At 72.6% G+C, this 12,626-nt stretch carries 11 protein-coding genes; 6 read left to right on the top strand and 5 right to left on the bottom strand.

Translation table 11 applies throughout. The features are described from left to right. Positions 1-160: 160 nt before the first annotated feature. From BIU97_RS14545 to BIU97_RS14535, 3 genes are all read left to right on the top strand, one after another. A complete protein-coding gene (locus BIU97_RS14545; RefSeq protein ID WP_071261192.1) occupies positions 161-1,156 on the top strand; it encodes a carbohydrate ABC transporter permease in 996 nt (331 codons plus the stop codon). After that, the gene (locus tag BIU97_RS14540) at positions 1,149-1,988 is read left to right on the top strand and encodes a carbohydrate ABC transporter permease (protein ID WP_071261195.1); all 840 of its coding nucleotides are present in this window, start codon (positions 1,149-1,151) and stop codon (positions 1,986-1,988) included. The genes BIU97_RS14545 and BIU97_RS14540 overlap by 8 nt, the downstream gene beginning before the upstream one ends. Before the next feature lie 107 nt (positions 1,989-2,095). Beyond that, positions 2,096-3,022, top strand: coding sequence for a hypothetical protein (locus tag BIU97_RS14535; protein WP_071261202.1), 927 nt, complete (start codon positions 2,096-2,098; stop codon positions 3,020-3,022). A 33-nt stretch (positions 3,023-3,055) separates the two neighbouring features. On the opposite strand, the gene BIU97_RS14530 is transcribed toward BIU97_RS14535, so the two are convergent. Both BIU97_RS14530 and BIU97_RS14525 read right to left on the bottom strand, forming a co-directional pair. Next, positions 3,056-3,733, bottom strand: a complete 678-nt coding sequence (locus BIU97_RS14530) for an ABC transporter ATP-binding protein (protein WP_071262119.1) — start codon at positions 3,731-3,733, stop codon at positions 3,056-3,058. Positions 3,734-3,891: 158 nt separating this feature from the next. Beyond that, entirely contained in the window at positions 3,892-5,430 is a 1,539-nt protein-coding gene (locus BIU97_RS14525) for an ABC transporter permease (RefSeq protein ID WP_071261205.1), read from the bottom strand. Between the two features lie 160 nt (positions 5,431-5,590). Between BIU97_RS14525 and BIU97_RS14520 the strand changes: the two genes are divergently transcribed. Continuing rightward, entirely contained in the window at positions 5,591-7,024 is a 1,434-nt protein-coding gene (locus BIU97_RS14520; protein ID WP_175472463.1) for an oligosaccharide flippase family protein, read from the top strand. Next, a complete protein-coding gene (locus tag BIU97_RS18175) occupies positions 7,021-7,911 on the top strand; it encodes a glycosyltransferase family 2 protein (RefSeq protein WP_071261209.1) in 891 nt (296 codons plus the stop codon). The genes BIU97_RS14520 and BIU97_RS18175 overlap by 4 nt, the downstream gene beginning before the upstream one ends. A 34-nt stretch (positions 7,912-7,945) precedes the next feature. Here the strand turns inward: BIU97_RS18175 and BIU97_RS14510 are convergent, their stop codons facing one another. Genes BIU97_RS14510 through BIU97_RS14500 form a run of 3 tightly spaced genes read right to left on the bottom strand, consistent with a single transcriptional unit; the run spans position 7,946 to position 11,036 of the window. Continuing rightward, positions 7,946-8,647 carry a glycosyltransferase gene (locus tag BIU97_RS14510; protein WP_071261211.1) on the bottom strand — a complete coding sequence of 234 codons (702 nt, stop codon included), beginning with the start codon at positions 8,645-8,647 and terminating at the stop codon, positions 7,946-7,948. Further along, the gene (locus BIU97_RS14505; protein ID WP_254783001.1) at positions 8,644-9,999 is read right to left on the bottom strand and encodes a bifunctional PIG-L family deacetylase/class I SAM-dependent methyltransferase; all 1,356 of its coding nucleotides are present in this window, start codon (positions 9,997-9,999) and stop codon (positions 8,644-8,646) included. The genes BIU97_RS14510 and BIU97_RS14505 overlap by 4 nt, the downstream gene beginning before the upstream one ends. After that, positions 9,996-11,036: an acyl-CoA dehydrogenase family protein gene (locus BIU97_RS14500; protein WP_071261218.1), complete on the bottom strand. Its 1,041-nt coding sequence runs from the start codon at positions 11,034-11,036 to the stop codon at positions 9,996-9,998. The genes BIU97_RS14505 and BIU97_RS14500 overlap by 4 nt, the downstream gene beginning before the upstream one ends. Before the next feature lie 96 nt (positions 11,037-11,132). On the opposite strand from BIU97_RS14500, the gene BIU97_RS14495 reads away from it, so the two are divergent. Next, positions 11,133-12,566 carry an oligosaccharide flippase family protein gene (locus BIU97_RS14495; protein WP_071261220.1) on the top strand — a complete coding sequence of 478 codons (1,434 nt, stop codon included), beginning with the start codon at positions 11,133-11,135 and terminating at the stop codon, positions 12,564-12,566. The last annotated feature ends 60 nt before the right edge of the window (positions 12,567-12,626 follow it).

Here is a 12,626-nt window from a genome sequence, read left to right as displayed (position 1 = left end):
GGCGCGTCCGCAGGACCGCCCCGGGCCTCCGCCCCCCACCTCCAGAGCCGACCACCAGTCGGCAGTGAGCCATCGGTCTCACGCATGCCGTGCCTCCCGTCCGCCCGTTCCGGCCGGGGGTGCGAAGCACCCGGATCCCTCCTGCCGAAAGGCCCTGCCCATGTCCACGACGGTCCTGCCCGACTCCGAGCAGATCGACCTGACCCACACGAAGGCCCCGACAGCGTCGGGCCGTCCGCCGGGTCGCAAGCGCACGTTCCAGTGGCTGCCGTACGCGCTCGTCGCGCCGGCGATCCTGTTCGAGCTGCTCATCCACATCGTGCCGATGCTCACCGGCATCTGGATCTCCTTCATCCAGCTCACGAAGTACTTCATCGCCAACTGGGGTGCCGCACCCTTCGCCGGGCTGCGCAACTACCAGCTCGTCGTCGACTTCGACCAGGCCGTCGGCAAGGGCGTGCTGCACTCGTTCCTCATCACGTGCGCCTTCACCGTGCTCGTGGTCGGCCTGTCGTGGTCGTTCGGGATGGCCGCCGCGGTCGCGCTGCAGAAGCCGTTCCGCGGCCGCGGGCTCTTCCGCACGCTGTTCCTCGTGCCCTACGCACTGCCGATGTACGCCGGCATCATCACGTGGAAGTTCATGTTCCAGCGGGACTCCGGGGCGATCAACCACCTGCTGGTCGACCAGCTCGGGCTGTTCGGCGGCACCGGGCCGTTCTGGCTCATCGGCTCGAACGCGTTCGTCTCCGTCGTGGTCGTCGCCATCTGGAAGACCTGGCCGTTCGCCTTCCTCATGCTCATGGCCGGTCTGCAGTCCGTGCCGAACGACGTGTACGAGGCCGCCTCGGTCGACGGCGCGAAGCCGTTCCGGCAGTGGCGCTCGATCACGCTGCCGATGGTGCGCCCGGTCAACGTGACGCTCGTGCTCGTGATGTTCCTCTGGACGTTCAACGACTTCAACACCCCGTTCGTCCTGTTCGGCTCGACCGCGCAGCCCCCGGCCGCGGACCTGCTGAGCTTCCACATCTACAACGCGTCGTTCATCACCTGGAACTTCGGTTCCGGAGCCGCGATGAGCGTGTTGCTCCTGCTCTTCCTGCTCGTCGTCACCGGCATCTACCTCGCCGTGACCAACCGGAGGTCCGTCCGTGCGTGAGACAGTCGGCGCCAAGTCCTTCAAGATCGTGACCCTGGTCGTCCTGACCCTGTTCACGGTCGTGCCCCTCTACGTGATGATCACCACGGCCATCAAGCCGCTCGGCGACGTGCAGAACGACTTCACGTGGATCCCGACGAACGTCACCATCCAGCCGTTCATCGACATGTGGACGACCGTGCCCCTGGCGAAGTACTTCGTGAACTCGCTCGTCGTCTGCACCGTCGCCACGGTGTTCTCGCTGATCATCGCGACGTTCGCGGCCTACGGTGTCTCGCGCTGGAACTTCAAGGGCAAGAGCACCTTCACCACCGCGGTGCTCTCCACCCAGATGTTCCCGGGTGTGCTGTTCCTGCTCCCGCTGTTCCTCATCTTCACGAACCTCGGGAACTCGCTCGGCATCCAGCTCGTCGGCAGCTGGACCGGTCTCATCATCACCTACCTGACCTTCACGCTGCCGTTCTCGATCTGGATGCTGGCGGGCTACTTCGAGACCATCCCGCGGGAGCTCGACGAGGCCGCGATGGTCGACGGCTCGGGGCCGATGGGTGCGCTGTTCCGGGTGATCCTGCCGTCGGCGCGACCGGGTCTGGTCGCGGTCGGCATCTACTCGTTCATGACGGCGTGGGGCGAGGTGCTGTTCGCCTCGGTCATGACGAACGGCGACGGGCAGACCCTGGCGGTCGGCCTGCAGCAGTACTCGACGCAGACGAACGTGTACTGGAACCAGATCATGGCGGCCTCGCTCGTCGTGTCGATCCCGGTCGTCATCGCGTTCCTCGTGGTCCAGCGCCAGTTCGTCGCCGGCCTGACCGCCGGTGCCGTGAAGTAGACCGGACCACCTGACGGGAGGCACGATGCGGGTCGGACCCGCATCGTGCCTCCCGTCCGTCCGTGCGGCGGCGCGCACGCGGCCCGCACCACGACAGGATGGGACCCATGAACGAAGCGCGCGGACGACAGCTGCTGCCGGGACAGACCAGCCGGGTGCACGTGTACGACCTCGAGAGCCGGACGAGTCGGCTCGTGTTCGAGTCGAGCACGCTGCTCGTCGAGGCGCCGAACGTGCTGCCGGACGGCAGGCTCCTGCTGAACGGGGGCGGCGACCTCTGGCTGCTCGAGCACGGCGGGACGGTCGTCGACGAGTCGGCGCTCGTGCCGGTCCCGATGCCGGGCGTCCCGGAGATCAACAACGACCACGTGCTCGACCCCTCGGGCAACTCCGTCGTGGTGAGCGGTCGCGACGGCGACCTGTACCGGGTCCCGGTCCCGCTCGGCGGAGCCGCAGCGACGCTCACCGACGTCACCACCGCGCTGCCGGTCGTCCGGAAGTTCTACCTGCACGGCATCGCGCCGGACGGCGAGACCCTGGCGGCGATCGTCGGGGAGCACTCCGAGCAGGGCGTCTGGACCACCGACGTCGCACTCGTCGACCCCGCCACCGGAGACCCGACGTTCCTGACCCGCGACGAGCACCCGGACGACGGCGTCTCGTTCGCCGGCGACCAGCTCGTGTGGAACTCGGAGCGCTTCACCCCCGGCACCGCCCAGCTCGTCGCCCTGCGGCCGGGAGCGACCGACCCGGTGCGGATCACGAACGACGACCGGGTGAACTGGTTCCCGCACGTCTCGCCCGACGGCGCGCACCTGCTCTACCTGTCGTACGAGCCCGGCGTGCAGGGCCACCCCGCCGACCACCGGGTGGAACTCCGGCTGCTGCCCGGCGCGCTCGTCCGCGGCGCCCGGATGGCGGTGCTGCCGGAGACCCTCGTGACGCTCGACGGCGGGCAGGGCACGGTCAACGTCCCGCCGTGGTCGCCGGACTCGCGGTGGTTCGCGTACTGCGACTACCCGATCGGCGGCTGAGGCGGGTCCGAGGCCCGGTCCCGCCCGCCGGCGCTACACCTCGCGCACCTGCCCCTGCTCGAGGCGCAGGCGACGCTCGGCCCGCTTCGCCACCCACGAGTCGTGCGTGACGATGACGACCGTCAGCCCGCGATCCGCCCACTGCTTCTCGATGAGGCCCATGATCTCGTCGCGGGTGCCCTCGTCGAGCGCACCGGTCGGCTCGTCCGCCAGCAGCACGCTGGGGTTCTTCACCAGGGCGCGGGCGATCGCGACGCGCTGCTGCTGCCCGCCGGAGAGCTCGGCCGGCAGGTGCTCCATCCGCTCGCCGAGCCCGACCTCGCGGAGCGCAGCCGTGGCCCGCTCGCGGATCTCCGGACGTGCTCGGTTCGCGAGCGACCCCGCGAACGCCGTCTCGACGTTCTCGAGCGCCGTCAGCGTCGGGATGAGGTTGAAGCTCTGGAACACGAAGCCGATCTCCGTCGCCCGCAGGTCGGTCAGCGCACGGTCGCCGAGCTTCGCCACGTCGCGGTCGCCGCCGAGGTGGATCGACCCGGCCGTCGGTCGGTCGAGCGCCCCGAGCATCTGCAGCAGCGTCGACTTGCCGCCGCCGGTCGGCCCCTGGACCGCCACGAGCTGTCCCTGCGGGATCGTCAGGTCCACGTTCGTCAGGGCGGTGACCGTCCGGTTCTTCTGCTGGTACGTCTTGCTGACGTTCGTCAACCGGTACATCGGACCGGAGGCGCGGTTCGCCTCCGCCTGGCCGGGTGCGGTGTCGGTGCTGGTCACGGTGACTCCTTCTGGTCGCGTGCTCGGTGTCGGTGTCGGTGTCGGTGCGTGTGCGGCGTGCGGGCCGGCGGTCGGTGTCGTGCCGGTCGCGGGGCCGGGCATCAGGCCACGCTCCGCAGTGCCTCGGCCGGACGGAGCCGGCTCGCACGCCAGCCGCCGAGTGCGCCGGCGATGAGACCACCGAGGATCGAGAGGCCGATCGCCAGCAGGACGACCTCGACGGTCACCGGGGCGTGCAGGACCACGTCGGTCGTCGACGCGGTGGCCGTGCCGCCGCCGAATCCGCCGGCCGGAGCGCCGCCCGTCGTGCCGCTGCCCGCGGCCGCGGTCGCCGCGCCGCCGGGCACGCCGCCGCCTGCGCCGCCACCACCGGTCGTGCTCGAGGCGCTCGCCGAGATGGTCGGGCTGATGACGTTCACCACGAGGATGCCGATCAGGCCGACCGCTGCGCCGACGACACCGCCGATCAGGCCCTGCACGAGCGACTCCCCGGCGACCTGCCGGGTGATTCGGCCGTTCGACCAGCCGATGGCCTTGAGGGTGCCGAACTCGCGGGTGCGCCGCGTGACGCCGGAGATCGTGAAGAGGATCGCGAGGAGGAACGCCGCCGCCAGCACCACGATCGACAGCCAGGTGCCGAGGTTCGAGACGAGGCTCGACGCGGTGCCCAGCGAACCGGAGACGCTCGACGCCAGGTCGGACTCGGTGGAGACCGTGGCGGTGGTGAGCTCCTGCTGCAGGGCGGTCTTGATCGCGCTGACGTCCGACGAGGACTCGGCGGACACGTAGATCGCGGTGACCTTGCCGTCGAGGTCGGCGAGCGCCTGCGCGGTGTCGAGGGGGATGTAGGTGTTCGAGCCCGTGGTGGACGACGAGCCCGTCGAGGTGACGATGCCGATGACCTCGAAGTCGGTGCCGCCGATGTCGACGGTGTCGCCGACCGCCTTCGACTCGCTCTTCGCGTAGGACGCGTCCAGCACGACGACGTCCTTGCCGGCGTCCTTCGCGGTGAAGGTCCGGCCCTTCGTGAGCTCGGTGCTCGTCAACGGCCCGACGGCGTCGCCGGAGACCGGGATGCCGGTCACGGAGAACGAGTCGACGTCGAACGAGCCGCCGCCGAAGCCGCCGCCGCTCGGCGGCCCCTGCTGGGTGGAGCTGTCCGTGCTGCTGCTGTCGGAGCTGCTGCTGTCCGTGCTGCTGCCGTCGGTGGACTGCTTGACCTGACCGGAGAACGTGCTGTTCTCGAGGGTCAGCACACCGGTCGCGGCCTCGACGCCGTCGGTGCCCGTCACGGTCGTGAGGTTGGCGGCGCTGAGCGTGCTCGTGCCGCGCGCGACGGCGAGCCGTGACTGCGACAGGTCGGTCGACCCGCTGCTGTCGCCGTCGTCACCGCTCCGGCTGCCGAAGTCGAAGCTCGGTCGACCGGAGCCCGACGCGCTCGGGGTCGTCGTCTTCGTGACGGTGATGTCGGTGCCGACGCCGTACACGGACTGCAGCACGCTCGACTGCGCGGCCTGCACGCCGCCGGCGATCGAGGACACGACGACCACGAGGGCGATGGCCAACGCCATCCCGATCGCGACGATGACGGTCTGCTTCTTGCGGTTCGTGAGTTCGCGCCTGAGGTACGTCAGGAACATGGTTCTCCTCGGTGGTGGTCGGCTGCGGGTCACCGGCCGCACGACGTGCACGGGCGGGGCCGACGAGAGGGAACGTAGGGAGCGGGCCTGTGGCGATCGCTGCCGCTTCCGATGAACCAGCCAAGGAAGTCTCTCGCGAATGTGATATGCTGCATTCGTGGTGACGGTTCGGGGTGGGGTGATCAGCCTGACGGGCACGGCCTTCCGTGCCTGCGTCCAGATCAGCGCGAACATCGTCACCGCTCGCATCCTCGGACCGGATGCCTACGGCGTGGCCGCCGTCGTGCTCGCACTCGCCGTGCTCGTCGAACCCGTCCGCACCAACGGCTTCGCCTCGGTCGTCCTGCGCTCCGGTGACCTCGCGGCGCCGGTCCTCGTGGCGCTGCACCGGATGAGCGCCCGCCTCGGATGGGTCCTCGCCGCTGCCGTCGGGTGCACGGGCGGGGTGCTGCTCATCGCGGTCCCGCACGGGCCCTACGGCCCGTTGCTCGTCGTGATCGCGATCGCGTTCCCCCTCGCCGGTCGCGTCGCCGTCCCGGTCGCGAGCCTGGTCCGTCGCCAGCAGGTCGGGCGAGTCGTCGCGGTCGAGTCCGTCGCGGTCGTGCTCGGCGCGGTCACCGCGATCACGCTGGCCGCGGCCGGTGCCGGTCCCTTCGCGATGATCGCGCAGGTGGTCGTCCTGTGGGCTGCGACGGCGACCGGCATCGCCGCGCTGCGGGGGACTCCGACAGGTCGTGCGGCACCCTGGGCCGCAGTCCGGTCGATGACCGGTGCCGCGCGCGACCTCTCCCTCGTCCAGGTCGTCTCGCTCGCTGCCCGGACCGGTGACCGCGTGCTCGTCGCCGCGGTGTTCTCACCCGCCGTCGCCGGGCTCTGGGTGCAGGCGATGCAGCTGATGACGCTGCCGCTCGACCAGATCGGCGCAGCGGTGCAGCGGGTGGCCGTGCCGGCGTTCACCGCTGCCGGCCCCGATGGTGTCCGCCGCCGCTACCGGCGGATCGTCCAGACGGTGACCCTCATGGCCTGGCCGGTCCTCGCACTGCTCGGGGCGCTCGCCGGGCCGGTGGTCGGCCTGCTGTTCGGAGCGGCGTGGGCGGGCTCCGCCGAGATCCTGCCCTTCCTCGCCGCTGCTGGGGGCGCACAGGCGCTCGGGTTCGCAGCGGTCTGGTACTTCGTCGCGAGTGGTCGGTCCGGGCGGCAGGTCCGGTGGGCGTTCGTCTCTCAGCCGGTGCTCCTCGGCGCCCTCGTCGTCGCACTGCCCTGGGGCGTGCACGGCATGGCCGCTGCCTACGCGGTGGTCTGCGCCGGCCTGGTGGTGCCGTCGTTCCTCGTCGCCACGCGCGGTTCGGGCATCCGACTCCGCGACCTCGGCTCCTCCGCCGTACCGGGAGCGCTCGCCGCGGCGGCAGCCGTCCTGGTCGCCCTCGCCGTCCGGTCCGCCGCACCGTCCGGGGCGGTCGCCGCTGTGTTCCTGCCCGCGGGCACCGGGATGGTCGCGGCCGTCCTCGTCGCCGCGGCGTTCCCGGCGGTCCGTGCCGTCGCGACCGGTCTCCGACCCGGCGGCGTCACGGTCGAGGGCGGGACGGCTCGGTGACCGCCGTCGAGCCGGGATCCCGGGCCCGGACGGGGGCTCCCGACGCGCACGACCGGCCCTCGGTGGGCGTCGTGGTCCCCGTCGGACCAGGAGGGACGACGGAGCTCGCCGCGCAGCTCGACGCCCTCGTCCGGCAGACCTGGCGGGGGCTGGTCTCCGTCGTGCTGAGTTGCAACGGGGCTCCGGTCGCGGACGTCGAGGCGATCGTCGACGCCACCGCGTGGCCCTCGGGTTGGCGGACGTCGGTCGTCGACTCCTCCGTCGTCCGCGGACCGGCCGCCGCGCGGAACGCCGGCTGGCGGTCCCTCGACACCGAAGTCGTGCTGTTCTGTGATGCGGACGACGTGGTGTCCGCCACCTGGATCGAGGCGATGGTCGCTGGTCTCGCGATCGCCGGAGTGTGCACCGGACCCTTGCGGCACGACGGACTCAACGAGCCTTGGATGTGGCGCAGCGTGCAGCAGCCCTGGCCGAGCGTGCGCTTCGGGCACCTCCCGCACACGACGTCTGCCAACCTGGGCATGCGGCGGAGCGTGCTCGAGCAGACGGGCGGCTTCGATCCGGCGTTCCTCGCAGCAGAGGACATCGACCTGGCATGGCGCGCCACGTACCTCGGGTACCCGACGCGCTTCGAGCCGGCTGCGGTCGTCCAGTACCGGCTCCGACGGTCGGTCCGTGCGCTCTTCCGGAACCACCGGCACTACGCCCGGTGGGACCACCTCCTGGTGGAGAAGCACCGCGTGCACGGGGCGTCCTGGCAACGCGGCGCGGTGCTGCGGCACGTGGTCGCGACCTGCTGGTCGGTCGTCTGCGCACCGTTCGGCCGCCGCCGTCTCCGGATCGCGGCAGTCCGGCTCGGGACGCTCGCCGGGTGGCTCGTCCGGTAGCCGGGTACGCCGGCGACTCGGCCGGACGACCCGGTCAGCTCGCGTCGCCGTACTGTTGCCGCAGGTGCTCCGCGTACCCACCAGGGGTGCGACCGGCGAACCGGCCGCTCGTCACCACGGGCAGGTCGACCGTCGCGTCGACGCGGAAGCCCGTCGCGCGCGCGCGTTCGACGAGCCGGACGTCCTCGTGCTCGGGGACGGGGTCGAACCCGCCGAGCGCCAGGTAGGCCGCCGCGAGCACGCCGAGGTTCGCACCGTGCACGTGTCCGAGCGCGGCTCCGGGCGGGTGCGCCCGGGTCCAGCGGGCGAGCACGACGGGATCGAGGTCGTCCGGGTCCGGGACGACGGCGCCGACCAGCACGTGCGCCCCGGAGCGCAGTGCGTCGGCCTGCTGCACGAGCCAGCCGGTCGGCACCCGGGAGTCGGCATCGGTGTGCGCGAGCCACCGCCGCCCGGCGTCGGCGGGGTGGTCCCGGACGGCCTGCGCGGCGCCGAGCGCCCGCGCACGACCCACCCCGACGTGCGCGGTCGTGACGACGTCGACGGCGAAGCCGTCCACCACAGCGGCGGTGCCGTCGGTGCAGCCGTCGAGCACGACCGTGACGGAGACCTCGACGTCCGGCCGCTCGGCCGCGAGCCGGGCGCGAGCGGCGCCGAGCGCGGCGAGGCAGGCGGCGATCCGGTCCTGTTCGTCGTGCGCCGGGACCACGACGTCGATCCGTGCGGGCGTGGTCACCGGACCAGCCCTTCGTCCCGCGCGACGGAACGGACGGCCGGACCCGGCAGCACGCTCAGCACGAAGTCCTCCTCGACGTGGCGGACCAGTGCGGGGCGGGGCCACCGTTCGGCGAGGCGGGCGTCGACGGCGTCGCCGCTCGAGACCGCTTCGTCGTCCGGGTGGCGCCAGTGGCAGGCGACGAGGACCCCGTCGTCGTCCAGGGACGCGAGCACGCGGTCGATCGTCGCGTCGAGGTCCGAGGGGGACAGGTAGTAGCCGACCTCGGACATGACGACGAGGTCCCAGCGCCCCGCCGGCCACTCGGCGGGCAGTGCGGCCTGGACGAACCGGGCGTCCGGTGCCCTGCGCGCGGCCTGCTCGAGGGGTGCGGCGGAGATGTCGGTCCCGAGCACGGCATCGGCACGCTCGGTCAGCGCCGCCGTCAGGACCCCGGTCGCGCAGCCGATCTCGATCGCCGACCGGAACCGCGGTCGGGGGAGTGCGGCCAGCGTCACTGCGCGCTTCCGGCGTTCGTACCAGGACCCGTCGAAGTCCCACCCCTCGGGCTTCCGTTCGTAGTGCGCGTCGAAGGAGGCCTGGGAGCGGGAGGGCACCTGCTCCGACGCGAAGAACCACTCCGTCGTGCGCAGGTGGTGCTCGGCGTGCCGGTCGTCGACGATCGCCTCGTCCCCGACGGCCGGCGACAGCGGGCTGACCTGGGAGCGGTAGGTCGCGAGCGCGCTGCGCTTCCGCTCCAGCTGGTCCTCGGTGAGTCGGAGTGTCCGGGCACGTCCCCACGGCGCCTCGGACGCGGTCGGGTCGTCCCAGTGCCAGGTCCAGATCGGGTAGGCGAGCAGGGACGTCCCCGGGACGGCACGCGCTGCGTCCTCGGCGACCTCTCCGGCGATGCGGTGGTCGCGGTGCCCGTCGCCGCGCCAGGGCGCGACGAGCAGCGTCGGCCCGGCTCCCAGGGCGAGGGCGTCGGCCACGGCGCCGACGACGCGGTCGCGGTGCTCGCGGGTCGCGCCGTCGGGGATGCCGACCGAGGTGACCGTGGCGTCCGGGTGCAGGAGCCGCACGGCGGCGGCGAACTCGGCGTCGCGCACCGTGGCCAGGTCCGTGGCGGTGGTCGTGGGGGAGTCCGGGTGCGAGTGCTCTCCCCGGGTCAGGAGCAGCACGTGGACGGGCATGCCGTCGTCCGCGGCCCGGGCGATGAGACCGCCGGCACCGAGGGTCTCGTCGTCGGGGTGCGGCGCGAGGACGACGACGGACCCGATGCCGTCCAGTTCGACGGCGCCGGACGGCACGGTGTCGAGGAAGGCCGTCCACGCCGCCGGATCGGTCCCGGGCTCCCGGTGGTCGAAGCTCACCACGCGACACCGCCGCGCTCGACGACGATCCGGCCGATGCGTGCGAGGTCCCGGGCGCCGTGGTCCTGCAGGACGTACAGCTCGAGGTCGGCGACCCGCGCCGCGACCGCCGCGTCCGCGGTCAGTGGAGCGGGACCGATCGTGGACACGACCCGCTCGCGCACGGCGTCGACCGCCCTGCGGACCCTGGAGCGGACGGACTGCGCGAGCAACGGCCAGTCCGGTGCGGAACCCTCCGGTCCCGCCGTCTCGTCGTCGATCGCGCACGCCGCTTCCGCGAGCGCACTCTCGGCGTCGGCGAGGTCGAGCACGGTCGCGCCGAGCGCCGCCTGCAGCAGTTCGGACGCCGGGCGCTCCTCGGCGAGTGCACGGAGCCTCCTGCCGAGGCCGACCGCTCCGCCCCACCAACACGCAGCGACCCCGATCCCGCCCCACGCGAAGCCGGGCCGGGTCAGGTACCAGCCGGGGTCGCCGACGGGCTGCGCCCGGACGCCGTCGAAGTCGACCGGGCCGCTCGGGACGTCCGGCATCCCCCGCGCCACCCAGGCGTCGTCGTGCGCCGAGACGCCGTCCTGCCGGAGGTCCACGGCGACGAGGCGTCGCTCGTCACCGGAGTGTGCGGTCACGAGGGCGTGGGAGAGCGTCGAGGCCAGGGAGCACCACGGCTTCGTGCCGTGCAGGAGCACGGTGCCGTCCTGCTGTTCGGTGGCGTCGAGACGGAGTCCGGGTGCCTCGGCCGCGAACACGCCCCACGTCGTCCCGGCCGGCGCGTCGACTCCCGCCTGCGCGAGGATGCCGAGCGCGTCGAGGTGTGGCTCGACGGTCCGTGCCAGGGCGACGTCCGCGGCCGCCACGGCGGCCAGGGTGCCGAAGAACCGTCCGGCGGTCCCCGAGGCCAGCGGCGGGGTCGTGGACGCGACCGCCCGCGCGAACGCGAGCCGGTCCGCGTGGGTCCCGCTGAGCCTCCCGGCCGAGCGTTCCAACGCCGGAGCGTCGACGTCCGTCGCGGACGGGGGCCAGGCGGCGGTGCGCAACATGGGGCCAACGCTACGGTGTCGCGACCAGGGACGCTCACGGCTGCCAACCGGCACGTAGCGGATACGTATGTACACATGTGATATTTTCTATGCGTGATGTTCTTCCGCAGCGGGCTCCTGAGCCTCGGCGGGACGCTCATCCGGTCATCCGTGCAGATCCTGGCGAACGTCGTCGTCGCGCGGATCCTCGGCCCCGAGCACTACGGCGCGGCCGCCGTCGTCCTCGGCCTGTCGATCGTCCTCGAACTCGTGCGCAGCGGCGGGTTCGCAGCGGTGGTGCTGCGGTCCGGCGCCCAGCCCGAGGCGGTCCTCGTGGCGCTGCACCGGATGAGTGCGCTCCTCGGGCTCGTGCTCGGGGTCGCCGTCGCGACGGCCGGAGCACTCGCGGCGTGGCTCGCGCCCGACGCGCCCTACGGGGTCCTCCTGCTCGCGATCGCCGTGGCGTTCCCCGTGTCCGGAGCCGTCGCGGTCCCGATCGCCACGATGGCCCGACGCGCCGAGATGGGGCGGGTCGTCGCGGTCGAGTCGGCCGGTGCCGTGCTCGGGGCCTCGACGGCCGTCCTCCTGGCGCTCGCCGGAGTCGGGCCGATCGCGGTCATCGCGCAGGTCGTCGTCCTGTGGACCGTCGTCGGCACCGGGGTCGCCGTCCTCCGGCGCGCGCCTCGTGGCGAGGCGGCTCCGTGGCCGGTGGTCCGCGAGATGGTCGGCATCGCCCGTGACGTGTCGATCGTGCAGGTGGTCATGCTCGTCTTCCGGACCGGAGACCGGGTCCTCGTCGCCGCGCTCTTCGGATCTGCCGCCTCCGGGGTGTACGTGCAGGCCGTGCAGCTCATGACACTGCCGCTCGAACAGATCGGAGCGGCGGTGCAGCGCGTCGCACTGCCCGCGCTCGCCGAAGCGGGCCCGACGCTCCTGACGGAACGGCTCCGACAGTTCACGGCGGCGGTGACCCTGCTGGCCTGGCCGGTCCTCGCACTGCTCGGCGTCCTGGCCGGTCCGGTCGTCGAGCTGCTGTTCGGGTCGGCGTGGTCGGGGTCGGCCGACCTCCTGCCGTTCCTCGTGGTCGGCGGCGCGGCGCGGGCGCTCGGCTGTGTCCCCGAGTGGTGGTTCGTCGCGAGCGGGCACGTCCGTCGCCAGATCCGGTGGGTGCTCGTGTCGCAGCCGCTCACGATCGCGGCGTTCGTCGCGGGGTCGCCCTGGGGTGTCCGCGGGATGGTCGTGGCGTACGCGGCCGCCTGTGCGGCACTCGTGCTGCCGTCCTACGTCATCGCCTTGCGGGGGACCGGTGTCCGGTTGCGCACCGTCCTCGGAGCGGCGTTGCCGGCTGCGACCGTCGCATCCGCCGCGGCGGTGTCGGCCTGCATCGTCCGTTCCGCCCTGCCGGAGGGGGCCGTGACCGCCGTGTTCGTCCCCGCGGTGTGCGGCGTGCTCGTCGCCGTGGTGACGACGACGGCGTTCCCCGCCACCCGTGCACCGGTCCGCGCCTGGTTCGTCGCCCGCCGCGCGACCGGCTCGGGGCCGATCGTCTGATCGCAGACCCACAGCCGGGTGACGGCACCCCCACAGAGCGCTCATAGGAACGTCTCGATA

The sequence above is a fragment of the Curtobacterium sp. MCBA15_009 genome, assembly GCF_001864895.1.
Taxonomy (GTDB): Bacteria; Actinomycetota; Actinomycetes; order Actinomycetales; family Microbacteriaceae; genus Curtobacterium.
This window is presented reverse-complemented; position numbering and strand designations above follow the sequence as displayed.